Source organism: Caldisericaceae bacterium, assembly GCA_036574215.1.
GTDB lineage: Bacteria > Caldisericota > Caldisericia > Caldisericales > Caldisericaceae > Caldisericum.
Genome location: JAINCR010000105.1, coordinates 1 through 14,954, shown reverse-complemented (window position 1 = coordinate 14,954; position 14,954 = coordinate 1). Strand labels below are relative to the sequence as shown.

The 14,954-nt window shown below is 32.5% G+C and carries 15 protein-coding genes; 13 read left to right on the top strand and 2 right to left on the bottom strand.

What is annotated here, in order from left to right:
• The 9 genes from K6343_06570 to trxA form a co-directional block, all read left to right on the top strand.
• The coding region (locus K6343_06570; GenBank protein MEF3245621.1) for a DAK2 domain-containing protein at nt 1-1,564 on the top strand (1,564 nt) is incomplete at its 5' end.
• Nucleotides 1,565-1,572: 8 nt separating this feature from the next.
• On the top strand, nt 1,573-2,364 hold the full coding sequence (locus K6343_06565; protein ID MEF3245620.1) for a purine-nucleoside phosphorylase: 792 nt from the start codon (nt 1,573-1,575) through the stop codon (nt 2,362-2,364).
• A 2-nt stretch (nt 2,365-2,366) separates the two neighbouring features.
• Nucleotides 2,367-3,695: a pyrimidine-nucleoside phosphorylase gene (locus tag K6343_06560; GenBank protein MEF3245619.1), complete on the top strand. Its 1,329-nt coding sequence runs from the start codon at nt 2,367-2,369 to the stop codon at nt 3,693-3,695.
• Entirely contained in the window at nt 3,696-6,299 is a 2,604-nt protein-coding gene (locus tag K6343_06555; protein ID MEF3245618.1) for a CBS domain-containing protein, read from the top strand.
• Nucleotides 6,290-7,210, top strand: coding sequence for a MoxR family ATPase (locus K6343_06550; protein MEF3245617.1), 921 nt, complete (start codon nt 6,290-6,292; stop codon nt 7,208-7,210). The genes K6343_06555 and K6343_06550 overlap by 10 nt, the downstream gene beginning before the upstream one ends.
• Nucleotides 7,176-8,144 (top strand): DUF58 domain-containing protein, encoded by a 969-nt coding sequence (locus tag K6343_06545; GenBank protein ID MEF3245616.1) that lies wholly within the window; start codon nt 7,176-7,178, stop codon nt 8,142-8,144. The genes K6343_06550 and K6343_06545 overlap by 35 nt, the downstream gene beginning before the upstream one ends.
• Nucleotides 8,137-9,981 carry a DUF3488 and transglutaminase-like domain-containing protein gene (locus K6343_06540; GenBank protein MEF3245615.1) on the top strand — a complete coding sequence of 615 codons (1,845 nt, stop codon included), beginning with the start codon at nt 8,137-8,139 and terminating at the stop codon, nt 9,979-9,981. Before K6343_06545 ends, K6343_06540 begins: the two co-directional genes overlap by 8 nt.
• A gap of 33 nt (nt 9,982-10,014) precedes the next feature.
• A complete protein-coding gene (locus K6343_06535; protein ID MEF3245614.1) occupies nt 10,015-10,563 on the top strand; it encodes a TlpA family protein disulfide reductase in 549 nt (182 codons plus the stop codon).
• A 7-nt stretch (nt 10,564-10,570) separates the two neighbouring features.
• Complete coding sequence (trxA, locus tag K6343_06530) at nt 10,571-10,891, top strand: thioredoxin (protein ID MEF3245613.1); 321 nt, start codon at nt 10,571-10,573, stop codon at nt 10,889-10,891.
• 44 nt (nt 10,892-10,935) lie between these two features.
• On the opposite strand, the gene rpe is transcribed toward trxA, so the two are convergent.
• Together rpe and K6343_06520 are read right to left on the bottom strand one after the other, a co-directional pair.
• Nucleotides 10,936-11,592, bottom strand: a complete 657-nt coding sequence (rpe, locus tag K6343_06525) for a ribulose-phosphate 3-epimerase (GenBank protein MEF3245612.1) — start codon at nt 11,590-11,592, stop codon at nt 10,936-10,938.
• Nucleotides 11,589-12,269 (bottom strand): PASTA domain-containing protein, encoded by a 681-nt coding sequence (locus K6343_06520; GenBank protein MEF3245611.1) that lies wholly within the window; start codon nt 12,267-12,269, stop codon nt 11,589-11,591. Before K6343_06520 ends, rpe begins: the two co-directional genes overlap by 4 nt.
• A gap of 62 nt (nt 12,270-12,331) precedes the next feature.
• Here K6343_06520 and coaD point away from each other — a divergent pair, with 62 nt between their 5' ends.
• The 4 genes from coaD to asnS all read left to right on the top strand — a co-directional run.
• Entirely contained in the window at nt 12,332-12,814 is a 483-nt protein-coding gene (gene coaD / locus K6343_06515; GenBank protein ID MEF3245610.1) for a pantetheine-phosphate adenylyltransferase, read from the top strand.
• Nucleotides 12,811-13,272, top strand: coding sequence for a hypothetical protein (locus K6343_06510; GenBank protein ID MEF3245609.1), 462 nt, complete (start codon nt 12,811-12,813; stop codon nt 13,270-13,272). The genes coaD and K6343_06510 overlap by 4 nt, the downstream gene beginning before the upstream one ends.
• Nucleotides 13,253-13,672 (top strand): DUF177 domain-containing protein, encoded by a 420-nt coding sequence (locus tag K6343_06505; GenBank protein MEF3245608.1) that lies wholly within the window; start codon nt 13,253-13,255, stop codon nt 13,670-13,672. The genes K6343_06510 and K6343_06505 overlap by 20 nt, the downstream gene beginning before the upstream one ends.
• A 110-nt stretch (nt 13,673-13,782) precedes the next feature.
• Nucleotides 13,783-14,954 (top strand): asparagine--tRNA ligase (gene asnS, locus K6343_06500; protein MEF3245607.1); only part of this gene is annotated, 1,172 nt, incomplete at its 3' end.

Genomic DNA, 14,954 nt, shown 5'->3' with positions numbered 1-14,954 from the left:
AGGTAGTTTGAACTATCTGGGACTGAAAAGGGAAGAGGTAAATAAACTAAATGTTTTTCCTGTTCCAGATGGAGACACAGGCACAAATATGTACCTTACTTTAAAAACCGCAATTGAAAGTATTGATAAAGCAAACCCAAAAAACTTAAAAGAATACGGAAAAATATTTTGCGAAGGCACGTTAATCGGTGGTAGAGGAAACTCTGGGGTAATATTATCACAGATCATCAAAGGTTTTTTTGATGTAATTGATAATGTCGAAAAAATCGATGTAAAACTTTTTAGCATGGCGCTTCAAAACGCAACAAAAATTGCATACCAAGCAGTAATTAAACCAGTCGAGGGCACAATTCTTACAATAGTAAGAAGTATGGCACAAGCAAGTCTTGAAGTAATAAATGAAGAAGATTTCATAGAATACCTTTCTTATATAATAGAAGAAGCAAAAAGAACATTAGAAAAGACTCCGCAAATGCTACCCGTCTTGAAAGAAGCAGGTGTAATTGATGCAGGAGGACAGGGATTAATATACCTTCTTGAGGGCGGCTTGAAATCACTAAAAGGAGAGGCTATTTCAGAACTAAAAGAAGAAGTCTATACTGAGACAGTAAAAGCAGAATCACTTGAATTTAAATTCGATACAGTTTTGCTCTGTTACTTAAACAACTACTCTGAAGATGTAATTAAAAAAGACCTTGAACAATTTGGAGATAGTATTGTAGTTGCAACGGCAAATGACCTTACAAAAATCCACATTCATTCAAATGAGCCAAATAAAGTAATTGCATACATACTTGACAAGGGCGAGATAAAAGAAGCCCGCATAGAAAATATGCAACTACAAACAGAAGAATTTGCACAAAAAACTATGGAAAAACCAAAAAAGATTGAAAGTCGCTTTGACTTCTCAATCGTCTGTGTAAGTCAAGGAGAAGGTTTTAAGAAAATATTTGAAAGTCTTGGAGTAGAAGAAGTAATTGAAGGCGGGCAAACAATGAACCCTTCGATGCAAGACATCTTAAACGCTGTAGAGAAATGCAGTAAAGATACAGTATTTGTATTCCCTAATAACTCAAATATCATCCTTGCTGCAAACGAAGCAAAAAAGCATTCTAATAGAAAAAGAGTGGAAATTGTCCCCACGAAAAACCCTGCTCAAACAATCCCTATCATTCTAAACTTCAACCAAGAAGAAAGTATAGAGGAGAATCTTTCTAAAGCAGTTGATATGATAAAAAAAATAAACATCGCCGAGGTGACTTATTCTATAAGAAATACAACTATAAATGGCCTTGAGATAAAAGAAAACGATTTTATTGGCCTTTTTGACGATAATATAGTAGTAAAAGGCTCTACCCCAGAAGACACATTCCTAAGTTTACTGCAAACCGTTAAAGAAAAAATAGAAAATACAGAATTCATTTCAATCTATTACGGTAAAGATGCCAAAAAAGAGGATGGAGTAGCAATGATTGAAAAACTCTCAGAGATATTTAAAAATATTGAGTTTGACCTAGTTTATGGAGGTCAGCCTTTTTATTATTACATTGCATCTATAGAGTGAGGTGAAAAATGGAAAAATTAGCAAATTTCTTTAGTCCTTTTCAAAACAAGTATAACCCAGAATTTGCTATCATTACAGGAAGTGGGCTTGGCAGTATACTAGAAAAAGCAAAAATATTTGAAAGAATACCTTATAAAGACATTCCAAATTTTCCTGTTTCTACAGTTGTAGGACACGCTTCCGAGCTTGTTTTTGCACAGTTAGGAAAACATAACGTTGTTTTCTTTAACGGGAGATTTCACTACTACGAGGGTTATTCAATGGAAGAAGTAACTATAACGATAAGGGCTAGCGAGGCAATGGGTGTAAAAAATTTAATAGTATCAAATGCTTCTGGTGCTGTTAATCCAACCTTTAAAGCAGGTGACCTTATGCTAATTAAAGATCATGTGAATTTTATCCTTGCCGATAACCCACTTAGAGGCGTAAAAGGAAACGAAAAATTCGTTAACATGACGAATGTTTATGATGAAGAGTTCAGGAAAATTGTTAAAACTATTGCTTTCAAGCATAATATACCAATAAAAGAAGGTGTTTATTGTGCGGTAATGGGACCAAGTTTTGAAACTATTTCAGAATTACTCCTTATGGAGCGACTGGGAATTGATGCAGTAGGTATGTCCACTGTGCCTGAAGTAATCCTTGCTCGTTTCTATGGAATGAAAGTGCTTGGGTTATCCTGTATTACAGATAATGCCTTTGAAGAAGGAGTAGTCCAACACGAAAAAGTAATTCAAATCGCAAAAGAATGCGGTGAAAAGATTTCTTTTATTCTTAACGAATTCCTTATGGAGGTTTGATAATGAGTATTGTTGATATCATTGAAAAGAAAAAATACGGAAATCATCTTACCGAGGAAGAAATTAAAAATGTCGTTTTTGGATACACAGATGGGAAAATACCAGATTACCAAATGTCTGCCTTCCTTATGGCAGTCTGGTTTAGAGGTATGGACGAAAATGAACTTGCCATTTTTACAAAAGAAATGATAGATAGTGGAAAAACTATTAACCTTTCAAAAATAGAAGGCATTAAAGTAGACAAACACAGTTCTGGGGGTGTTGCAGATACTGTAACAATACCACTTATTCCAATTGTTGCATCTTTGGGTGTGCCTGCTGCAAAAATGTCAGGAAGAGGCCTTGGGCATACAGGAGGCACAATAGATAAACTAGAATCTATTCCAGGTTTTAGAACAGAAATTTCTATTGAAGAGTTTGTAAATATCGTAAACAGAGTAAAAGGAGCAATTATTTCACAGAGTAACGAGCTTGTTCCTGCTGACAAAAAAATTTATGCTCTAAGAGATGTAACTTCCACTGTTGATAGCATTCCCCTTATTGCCTCAAGTATAATGAGTAAGAAAATTGCTGCAGGCACTGATGCAATCGTGCTTGACGTAAAAGTCGGAAATGGCGCTTTCATGCAAGATCTTGATAGTGCTTTAAAATTAGCAACCGCAATGGTAAACATTGGGCAATCTTTAAATAGAAACACCGTTGCATACATTACAGATATGAACCAACCTTTAGGAAACGCAATTGGCAATTCAATCGAAATTATTGAAGCAATAGATATTTTGAAAGGTAATGGGTCTCAAAGACTTTTTGAAGTTATCGAAACACTCGGAGCAGAAATGCTAAAACTTAGCAGATTAGTAGATACACTTGAAGAAGGAAAAGCACTTGTCAAAAAGGTAATAAAAGATAGATCTGCTTTAAAGAAATTTGAAGAGATCATTGAAGCGCAGGGCGGTAATAAAGAGATTATCTATAACACATCACTTCTGCCGCAGGCTAAATTTAAAAAAGATATCGTTGTAGAGCAAAGCGGTTATATTAATAGAATTGATACAAAAGGACTTGGAAAACTTGCACAATTTCTTGGAGCGGGAAGAGAAAGAAAAGATGAAGTTATAGATCTTTCTGTGGGTTTATTTTTCAATAAAAAGATAGGAGATAAAGTTGAAAAAGGAGAGCCTGTTGGAACAATTTTAGCAAACGACGAAAGAAAACTTGAAGAAGCGCTTAATGGAGTTACAAAACTCTTTGAAGTAGTAGAAACACCTACTTCTTCCCCACCACTTATTTACTACAGAGTATCTAAAGAAGGGGTGCAAAAACTCTTCTGAATGACAAAAAATACAGTTATTTTAACTCACTCAGGGGCAGATTTTGATGCAATTGCATCAGCTTTTGCATGCACAAAACTTTTTCCTTCATCGATTGCGGTTCACCCTGGCTCAACCGATATTAACGCTCAAAGATTTATTAGCCTTTTTGAAGAAGTTCTAAATTTTAAAAAAGTTAAAGATTTACCAAAAGCATTCATAGATGATATATCTAGAGTAGTTATAGTAGATACAAAATACGAATCAAGAGTTGGCGAAGGAAAAGAATTTTTGAAACTTAAAAATACACAACTCATAATAATCGACCATCACCCAGGAGAAAGTGATATTGGAAATGCAATACATATTACAAAAAGTGTAGGAGCAAATACTACAATACTTGTAAATCTTCTTAAACTTAAAAAGGTTAAATTAACACCAATAGAAGCAACATTACTTGCGCTTGGCATATACGAAGATACTGGGTCTCTCACATTCCCATCTGTCACAACTGAAGATTTTGCAGCACTTGAATTCCTATTCTCCTTTGGAGTAGACATAAAGATTATCCATAGATTTATTTCTCCGTTTCTTCAGGAAGAACAATTGCAACTTCTTAAAGAACTATTAGATAATCTCAATAAATACGATATAAATGGTATAAGAGTTGGCATAACTTCGACAAATTTACAAAAGTACATTCCTGGAATTTCAATTCTTGCCCACAAAATCGTTGAAATGGTTGATGTTGATGTAATATTTGTGCTCGTTAGCATTGGTAATACAGTAAATATTATTGGAAGAAGCACAAGCGAAACCTTAAATCTAATTAATATTGCAGAAACTTTTAAAGGTGGAGGACATCCAACTGCAGTCTCTTCCGTTATAAAAAATACCTCAATAGATGAAATAAAAGATAGAATTTTAAAAGAGCTTAAAACCACAATCTCTCCTTCCTTAAGGGCAAAAGATTTTATGAGTTCTCCAGTTAAAAAAATTGCCCCTAACGCAACGGTAAAAGAAGCACTTGATACTATGATCATGTATGGATTTTCAGGATTACCAATTGAAGAAAATGAAAAAATCATTGGCATTGTAGAGAAGAAAAACCTAGAAAAGGCATTTCTTTTTGGAAGGAAAAATAGGGAAGTTAAGCAATTCTACTCACCAAAAATAGTTAAAGTAAAAAAATATGCAAGTTTAAGAGAAATCGAAGAAAAGATGATAGAAGAAGATGTGGGCAGAGTGCTTGTAGAAGATGGAGAAGAAATTATCGGTATAATTTCAAGAAGTGATCTATTAAAAGCGTATAAACTTGAACATTCATTAAGGGAAATACCCAGGACTTCATCATCATTACAATTACCTAAAAGGGAATTTGTTATAAAAATGCTGTCAAATGCAATACCAAAAAATGCCTTAAAACTCATAAAAGAATTCGGGTCTATAGCCAAAAACTTAAACATTGAGATTTATCTTGTTGGGGGCTCTGTAAGAGATGCGTTTTTAGGTAAAAAAATAGTTGACTTTGATTTTGTTTTGTCTGATGCTGTTTCTTTTGGTGAAGTTTTAAAAAAGACTTTTAATGGAAATATTCGTATCTTTCCTGATACACAAACAGTCCATTTTGATTACCTTGGTATGAATTTTGATTTTGTAACATCAAGAAGAGAATATTATGTAAATAGTTCCCTTGTTCCGATTATTGAAAAAGCAAGCCTGAAGGAAGATCTTACAAGAAGAGATTTTACAATTAATTCGATGGCAATCGATATTAAGGAAAATAACTTTGGCCAAATGTTTGATTACTACGGTGGATATGAAGATCTATTAAAAAAAACTATAAGGGTTATTAAACCACTATCTTTTATTGAAGATCCATCAAGAATTCTACGAGCAATAAAATACATGATTGAATTAGATTTTAAACTATCTAAGGAAACAGAAGTTCTGTTAAAGAGAGCAGTTGAATTAGGAACTTTAGAAAATACCCGTTCCCAAAGGGTTCAAGGAGAATTAAAAGAATTGCTTGAGAAAGATGAAATCGAAAAAGTTCTGCATTTTTTAACTGAATATGGAATTTTAGAGTTAATCTTTAGAGTAAAAACCCTCCCGAAAATCACAGTTAAAACAATAAAGAAATTTTACAAAAATAATCAAGATAAAAATGAAAGGTTAGCTGTTTCAATCTTTTTTATACTTTTGAACAAGAGAAACATAGTTGTAGAAGAACTTTCAAATATTTTGGGCGTTAAAAAGAGAGTATTGGAGAAAATGAAGGAAGCAATATTCACGCTAAAAAACTTTGAAAAAAACTTTGAAAAATACGATGTATTTGATGTATCTATAACCTTAAATAAATTGGATTTACTTTACATAAAAGCCTTTTATTGTGCTACAAAAGGTATCTTTAGAAAATTCTTAGAGGAATACATCGATAGATTAAGGTTTATTAAAAATGAACTAACAGGAGAAGATTTAAAAAAACTTGGTTTAAAAGAAAACATCCAATATAGAAAAATATTCGCAACCCTTACAAAATTAAGGATGAAAGGTGAAATTAATTCAAAAGATGATGAAACAAATTACATATTAAGTCATAGAGGTGAATTTGAATGGAAGTAGATAAAAGAATAGGGAAAATAGTAAACAACGTTCAAAGGGTTATTAAAGGCAAGGAAGAAGTAATAATACTTTCTCTTGTCCCTCTTATTGCAAAAGGACATCTCATTTATATCGATATCCCTGGCGTAGGAAAAACTACTCTTGGCGAAAGTATTGCAAAATCAATTAATTTAAAATATTCTAGGATTCAGTTTACTGCCGATTTATTACCAACAGATATCATAGGCTTCACAGTCTTTAACAGAGAAAAAAATAGTTTTGAGTTTAAAAAAGGTCCAATATTTGCAAATATTGTAATAGCAGATGAAATAAATAGAGCCCCACCAAAGACTCAATCAGCAATGCTTCAAGCAATGAGTGAGCGAAGTGTATCAATCGACTCTATTACGTATAACCTTGATTTGCCTTTTATGGTTATCGCAACTGAAAACCCACAAGAATTCGCAGGCACTTATCCACTCCCCGAAAGCGAATTAGATAGGTTTCTTATGTCTCTTGAAATTGGGTATCCTGACGAAAATAGCGAAATAGAAATTCTTAGAGAAGACAAAAGGTTTGAAATAAAAAACATAGAAAGTGTTTTAGAATATTATGAAATTTTACAACTCATTGAAGAGGCAAAAAATGTCCTTGTGGAAGAAAGCGTGCTTAGGTATCTCTATGAAATCGTCAATAAAACTCGGTCTTCAAAATTCATTAAGCTTGGCTTGAGCACAAGAGGGGCATTAGATTACATAAGAGCATCAAAGGGACTTGCAAAAATTAAAGGAAGGAACTTCGTTATACCCGAAGATGTTAAAACACTTGCTAAACCTGTTATAAAACATAGACTCATATTCAAAGAGAAAGAAACAAAGTTTAAAGAAGATATTATCAATGAAATTATTAACGAAACAAAAGTCCCAATATAGTAGAATTAAAATTACAAAGGAAGGCTTATTCTATATTGCTTTCACCTTTATAATAGGATTCACTGCTTTTAACTCGGGGAATAACCTTATTTACTTGATTTTTGCAATACTTCTATCATTGCTTGCTGCATCTTCAATTCTTGCAGTAAACAATCTAAAAAATATTGAAGTTAATTTAAAAAGCGAAGAAGAAATATATGCAAAAAAAGATGCCTTTATAGATGTTGAAATAAAAGCAAAAGATAAAAGAAAAAAATTTTTTATTGATATCAAAATCTTAGACAATACGTTTAGGATTGAATTTTTAGACAAGTTCTTAAGGAAAAAAATTAAAGTAAACGAAAAGAAGCGCGGTAAAAAAACTATCGAGTATGTCTATTTATCGTCTTCCTATCCATTTGGTTTTTTAATAAGGGAAAAGAAAGTGAAAGTAGATTTTTCTTACCTTGTTTTTCCAGAAATTAAGCCTGTGAAGATAAAAAAACTGTCATCTAGTAAGGAGGGCTCTCTAAAAAAGGATGATTCTTCCGACTTTTTTTCACTTGAAGATTATCAAGAAGGAATGGATGCAAGGAAGATATCTTGGAAGGTTTCAGCAAAACTAGATAAAGAAAAGGTCATTACAAAAGCAAACGATAAACTCAATGAATTAAAAATTGCTTTAAACAACTCTTCTTACATTTACAATACTTACACATTTGAAGATGCAGTCATTAAGATAGCCTCTCTAATAAAGCTTCTTTTTGACCAAAGAATACCATTTGAGTTTATATCACAGAACCAGTTGTTAAAATGTAATTCATACCAAGATTACATTGGGATTATGGAATACCTTTCGGAAGCAAAATTAGAAGATACATCTATTTTAGAGGATTCTTATGATATCATAACAGAAAGAGACATTGAATATGAATATGAATATGAATATGAATAAGAATAATCATGATATTTATTTTCTACTATTTATAATTTCTTCGATTGGGTTTGTTTCGATAGTTGAAAAATCACTAATAATACTTTCAATAATTCCAGTTTTTGCAACAATGCTTTCAAAAAACAAGGAGCTTAAAAAGAAGCCAAAAATCGTAGAAATAATACCACTTATAACTTTTATTACTTTACTCATCTTAGGTATTGACTTATTCATAACTATTGCAATACTCCTTACAGTTACAATAAGCTCTAAATATATCGTCAGTAAAAATTCGTTTGATTACCTTGAGATGTTCTTAATAGGTATAATGTTTGGCCTTATTTCCTCAATTGCAACAATATCTATTTCGTTTGGTATAATTGCTGTAATTTTTACAATTTCATCGTTTTTGTTTCTTGTATCAGCGCAATCTAAAGATGATAAACTCCGGCACCTTGTAGATAAAAAGGATTTTGCTTTATCTTTAATGTTCTTGTTTATACTCGTTAGTGTGTTCTTCCTTGTTCTTCCAAGGTTTTCACTTGGAGTAATACATGGTAATCCACTTTTCAATAAAACTTCTTCAGGATTCTCAACGGATATCACAATAGATGCAAAACCCGTAGATCTTAACTATCAAATCGTAATGAGAGTTGAAACTGAAAAAAAGAAAAGTCCTCTATACATTGTTGGTGTTCGATATTCTACATTCATAAATAACCACTGGATGAACTATGAAACTCATGAAAAAATTCTTAGAACATCACAAAACACTTTTGGTTTTCAATTTGGTAAAAAAGGAACAGTTTACCTTGAACCAACAGGCACAAATGTGCTATTTCAAATAGGTTGGACAAACGGTATTTACGGCAATTTCAACTATTTACTCAAAGATGAATTATCAAACATGTTTTTTGATGCACCATTCTATAAAACGATTAAATATACTCTTTATTACGATGATGATAAAAACATCACAACCGAAGAAAAAGATATTGCAAAGTATTTAAGCCTAAAGAGGATCAATCCAAAAGTTATTGAACTTGCAAAAGATATTACAAAGAATTCTTTTAGTGATTTAGAGAAAGTAGAAGCAATTGTTAGCTATCTAAAGAAAAACAATAAGTATTCTTTAAAGCCAGAGGCAAATAGTATTGAAGAATTTATAATCAACCACAGAAGCGGATACTGTGAACACTTTGCAACCGCAACAGTAATGCTTACAAGGGCAAACGGCATCCCAGCAAGACTCGTATCGGGATTTGTTACGAACGAACTAAATAACACTTCAAATTACTATATTGTAAGGGAAAAGGATGCCCACACATGGGTAGAAGTTTATGTTTCTAATAGGTGGATTACTGTAGACCCAACTCCAATTACATTTACAACACCAAGTAAAATTAGCATGCTCATAGACTCAATAATAATGTATTGGTACAGAAATGTAATTACATATAGCAGTGCAAGCCAAATATCACTTTACAATAACATCGCACAAGGCTTTAGAAATTTTGGAGAAAGCATCTTTAATACAATCAACAAAGTATCAGTAAACAAACCTCTTCTTATAGGGATCGGTATTGCTATAATAACACTATTTTTATTCGGAATAAAACTTCGAAAAGAAGAAAATGAAATTGCAAACTTAATAATCAATTTTATTGGTAATGATAAAAAAGACTCTGAAACACTCCTTGAGTTTGCAAAAAGACATAAAAAAGATAAAATTTTAGGTGATTTAATTAGTTATTACTACAGTTATAAATACGGGAAAAAGATCGAACTAAAGAATACAATTTTAAAGATTATTAAAGACATCAAGAAGTCAAAACGATATATTGACAGAGAAGGTTAAATCAAATATAATAGCAATAAGGTAGGTGATTAAATGAAAAAGATAATTATTGTAGTTTTTATTTTAGTTTTTGTGTCTTTGGTTTTTACAGGATGCACAACAACGCAATCTAATAATCCAACGAATAACCAAAACACAAACAATACCACTAATAGCACAAGAGAAATTGCGCCAGATTTTTCTTGGAAAGATGCAAATGGAAAAGTTGTTAAACTTTCTGACTTAAAAGGGAAAGTTGTGCTGATTGATTTTTGGGCAACATGGTGTGGTCCTTGTAGGATGACAATACCGCATGTAGAGGCTATCTATGAAAAGTATAAAGGTAAAGGTGTAGAAGTATTAGGTGTAAACCTTGATCAAGGCAATATTGAGAAAGTGCAACAATTTATAAAAGACTACGGTATGAAATACTTGATCATTGCTGATCCAAATAGTAAGGTTGGAAGCCTCTATGGAGTTAATAGCATACCTAGATTCTTCATTGTTGATAAGAATGGAAGAATCGCAAAGGTAATTGTCGGCTATCAAGACAATTTAGGTGACGTAATATCTAAAGAAATTGATGCTTTACTAAAAGAGTGAGGTATATATGGAAGTAAATGAAAGTAATTTTAGAGAAGAAGTGCTTAATTCGGAAGTTCCTACTTTAGTTGACTTTTGGGCAGAGTGGTGCGTGCCATGCAAAATGATTGAACCAATTATTCTTGAATTAGAAAAGGAATACGTTAACAGGTTAAAAGTTGTAAGAGTAAACGTTGATGAAAACCAGAATCTTGCAATCGAATACGGAATTATGAGTATTCCAACTATTGGCATTTTTGTAAATGGAGTAATGGTGGATGCAATTATTGGTGCAGTGCCAAAAAGAGTTATAGAAGAAAAAATCAAAAAATATTTAATAATAAATTAAATAATTAAAGGCTCTTAAACATAAGAGCCTTTTTTTAATATACCTTATAATCGACGAAGATTTTCAACTACACCTTTCACAAATGAAAGGTCATTTTTAAAAAAGAAGCTTCCCATGACCAGTATATCTGCTCCTGCATCTAAGACACTTTTCATTGTTTTTTCGTTTATCCCCCCATCAACTGAAATTAAGAAATTATACCCATTACTCTTTCTTAATTCGTTGAGTTTCTCAATTTTAGATAAAGTTGATGGGATGAATGTTTGGCCAGAAAATCCCGGCTCAACACTCATAACCAACACAATATCGGTATACGGTAAAACTTCAACAACGGATTCAACTGGTGTTGCGGGGTTAAAGGAGATGCCGCACTTCTTGCCAAGTTTTTGAATTTTTTTTAGAATCCTTAAAGGGAAAACGGTTTCCTCTATATGAAAAGTTATAAAATCTGATCCTGCAAGTGCAAATTCCTCAACAAAATTGTCAGGATTCTTAATCATAAGATGGGTATCAAAAGGCAAATTAGTAATTTTTCTCATTTGCTCAACAATGAAAGGACCAAAAGTAATGTTTGGAACGAAATTGCCGTCCATAATATCTAAATGGACAAATGCTTGGTCAAAAGATTCAATCTTTTCAATCTCTTTTTTTAAATTGGTAAAGTTAGAGGCAATAATCGAAGGCGAAATATAAAATTTCATTTTGCGATCTTCAATAAAACTTGCGTGCCTTTCTCAACTAACGCATTTGGAACAGGGTATTGATACAAAACGATGTTTTTAGGCAAATTCTGTTGGGAGTCTTCAAAGGTATCCACCTTATAAAGGACAAGTCCTGCTTGTTCTAAAATTAGTTTTGCTTCATCTACACTTTTTCCGATTACATCGGGAACTTTTACAAATTGTCCTATGCTTATTGTCAAATCAACTTTGGAACCGCCTTGCACAATCGTGTTAGCATTTGGATTCTGTTCTAATACTGTCCCAATTTTTTCTGTGCTTTCTATCTCTTTAATAATACCAATAGAAAGCCCTGAATTAATAATAAGCTCCCTTGCCTCTTTAAAATCTAACCCCACAACATGAGGAACAGAAAAACTTTTTGGCCCTGAACTTAAAATAATTTTAACAAAGCCGCCTTTCTTCAATTCACTGCCCTGCGGGATATCCTGCGAAATAACCGTATCAACAGGATATTCATTGCTTTGCTCAGTTGAAATCACTTGGAGAATTAGCCCATTTGTCTTAGCAAGTTCCTGTGCTACTGAAGCCTTCATGCCAACAAAGTTTGGCACTTTCACAGTCTCACTATTCGAATTAGGAGAACATCCAGCAAGTAAAAAAACCAATAAAAAAGTAAATATTAAATACCTTTTCATAAATTCATTTTATATATTTAAAAAAAATTTGCAAGAAATTTCATTTTATTTATACTGAATATATGAAAACAATTGTATACCCTGGAACTTTTGACCCGTTAACAAACGGACACCTCGAAATTATTGAAAGGGCAAGCAAAATTTTTGATAAAGTAGTTGTCTTGGTTGCAAAAAGAGAAGAGAAGCATACCTTATTTACAGTTGAAGAAAGACTTGAAATGGTAAAGATGAGTTTAAACAAATTCAAAAACGTAGAGGCAGATGTGCTTGATACGCTTCTTGTAGATTATTTAAAAAATCATAAAATAAACTTGGTGTTGAGAGGATTAAGGACTTACCAAGATTTTGAATACGAAAAGGCAATGTTTGAAATGAATTATGAGTTAAACAGCGGTATTGAAACGATTTTTTTAATTACAAGGACTTCTGCTTTTATAAGTTCAACACTCGTAAAGGAGGTTGCAATGAATAATGGAGATGTATCAAAATTTGTTCCTGAAATTGTAAATAAAAAAATAAAAGATAAAATAAGGAAGAAGCTATGAATAGAAGTATTATTGATGAACTTGAAAATTTAAAAGAGCTGGTCGAAAAGGCAAAGAAACTCCCTTTTTCAAAATACATTACAATTGATAAAGAAGAACTCTTAGGAATCATCCTAAAAATAGAAACAATGCTACCTGAAGAAGTAAAAACTGCTTCAAGCGTTTCTAAACAAAGAGAAATGATCCTTAAAGATGCTTACGAAGAAAAAAACCGCATAATAAAAGAAGCTGAAAGTGAATTTAAAAGAATTGTAGAAGAATCAAACATTGTTAAGGAAGCACGAAATGAAAGAGAAAGAATAATAAAAGAAGCTGAAGAAGAAGCAAAAAAAATAAAAGAAGAAGCATTAGTATTTGCAAAAGATCTTTTTGCAAAAATTGAGAACGTTCTTAGCAAAGCCCAAAACACTTTAGAAGAAGGGAAAGAAGCGATAGAAAATGAAATTAATAATCAATAAGATCATAGAAGAAGGTTCAGTTACCGTCGAAGAAAGTATTAACCTTAAAGAAGAACTCCCTTTTAAGTTGAAAGATGATGCAAAATTAAAACTTACTTTTGAACATGTGCAAAATAGAGAAATAAGAGTATATGGAACAATTGAAGCAACATTTATACTCACTTGTGTTGTGTGTCTCAATGAATTTGAGTATCCTATAACAATTGAGGTTGACGAATTTTATAGTCCAAGAGAGTTGTTTGACTATTATAAAGAAGAGCGTCCTATTGAAGAATTAAATAAATTTACTTACACAACAAACTATCTTGATACAAAAGATATCGTAAGAGATAATCTCTTAGAGGTGCTTCCACCATATCCAAAATGTCCAAAATGCTCATTAGAAACTTTTGAAAATTGAATATAATAAAAATCAAATAGCCCAAAATCCCGCCTGCTGAGATTGGGCAAGAGAACGGCGGTAATAAATATCTCAGCCTCAATCATCGTTGATTGAGAGAAAAGAAAAATATGTACATTAACGAAGCTAAAGACAATGTTAATAAGTTTGTTGAGGTAAAAGGTTGGGTTTACAATATGCGAGAAAGTGGAAAAGTAATTTTTGTTTTGGTAAGGGATGGCAGTGGAATAATGCAAAGTGTAATATCTAAAAACGATGTAGATGAAAAAGTCTTTGAAGATGCAAAAAAATTAACTCAAGAGTCTTCAATTATTGTAAGGGGAATTGTGCGTGAAGATAAAAGAGCTCCATTTGGCTACGAGTTATTAGTTAAAGAGCTTGAAATACTACGACTAACTGAAAACTACCCAATTACTCCTAAAGAGCACGGAGTAGGTTTCTTGATGGAACATAGACACCTTTGGTTACGTTCAAAAAGACAGTGGGCAATTTTAAGAATTAGACACAGAATTGAAAAATCATTAAGAGATTTTTTTGACTCAAGAGGCTTTACACTCATAGATGCACCTATTCTAACACCCGCTGCATGTGAAGGAACAACAACACTTTTTGAGACGAATTATTTTAATGAAAAAGCGTATCTTTCACAAAGTGGCCAACTATACATGGAAGCAGCAGCAATGGCATTTGGAAAAGTATATTGTTTTGGCCCAACCTTTAGAGCCGAAAAGTCTAAAACAAGAAGACACCTTATGGAATTTTGGATGCTTGAGCCCGAAGTTGCTTTTCTTACGTTTGAAGAGAACTTAAAACTCCAAGAAGAAATGATTTACTATGTAGTGCAAGAAGTTCTTAATAACTGTAAAATTGAATTAGATATAATTGAAAGAGACACAAAAATGCTTGAAAAAGTAGTGCCACCTTTCCCGAGAATCAACTACCGTGATGCAATTGAACTTTTAAATAAAAAAGGCTTCAATATAAAATACGGTGATGATTTTGGAGGAGATGAAGAGACTGCACTTGCAAATGAATTTGAAAAACCAGTTTTTGTGCACCATTTTCCAAAGGAAATAAAAGCATTTTACATGCAACCTGATCCGGAAGATCCAGGCACAGTGCTTGCAGCAGATTTACTTGCACCAGAAGGTTATGGCGAAATTATCGGGGGAAGTCAAAGGATACATGATTATGATTTACTTTTACAGCGAATGAATGAAAATAACCTTCCAATTGAAAATTACCAGTGGTATCTTGACTTAAGAAGGTATGGATCAGTTCC

Bases quoted from the DNA above. Each gene is read 5' to 3' on its own strand.
- K6343_06565 (MEF3245620.1), top strand. From the start codon at position 1,573: ATGGAAAAATTAGCAAATTTCTTTAGTCCTTTTCAAAACAAGTATAAC.
- K6343_06560 (MEF3245619.1), top strand. From the start codon at position 2,367: ATGAGTATTGTTGATATCATTGAAAAGAAAAAATACGGAAATCATCTT.
- K6343_06555 (MEF3245618.1), top strand. From the start codon at position 3,696: ATGACAAAAAATACAGTTATTTTAACTCACTCAGGGGCAGATTTTGAT.
- K6343_06550 (MEF3245617.1), top strand. From the start codon at position 6,290: ATGGAAGTAGATAAAAGAATAGGGAAAATAGTAAACAACGTTCAAAGG.
- K6343_06545 (MEF3245616.1), top strand. From the start codon at position 7,176: ATGAAATTATTAACGAAACAAAAGTCCCAATATAGTAGAATTAAAATT.
- K6343_06540 (MEF3245615.1), top strand. From the start codon at position 8,137: ATGAATAAGAATAATCATGATATTTATTTTCTACTATTTATAATTTCT.
- K6343_06535 (MEF3245614.1), top strand. From the start codon at position 10,015: ATGAAAAAGATAATTATTGTAGTTTTTATTTTAGTTTTTGTGTCTTTG.
- trxA (MEF3245613.1), top strand. From the start codon at position 10,571: ATGGAAGTAAATGAAAGTAATTTTAGAGAAGAAGTGCTTAATTCGGAA.
- rpe (MEF3245612.1), bottom strand. From the start codon at position 11,592: ATGAAATTTTATATTTCGCCTTCGATTATTGCCTCTAACTTTACCAAT.
- K6343_06520 (MEF3245611.1), bottom strand. From the start codon at position 12,269: ATGAAAAGGTATTTAATATTTACTTTTTTATTGGTTTTTTTACTTGCT.
- coaD (MEF3245610.1), top strand. From the start codon at position 12,332: ATGAAAACAATTGTATACCCTGGAACTTTTGACCCGTTAACAAACGGA.
- K6343_06510 (MEF3245609.1), top strand. From the start codon at position 12,811: ATGAATAGAAGTATTATTGATGAACTTGAAAATTTAAAAGAGCTGGTC.
- K6343_06505 (MEF3245608.1), top strand. From the start codon at position 13,253: ATGAAATTAATAATCAATAAGATCATAGAAGAAGGTTCAGTTACCGTC.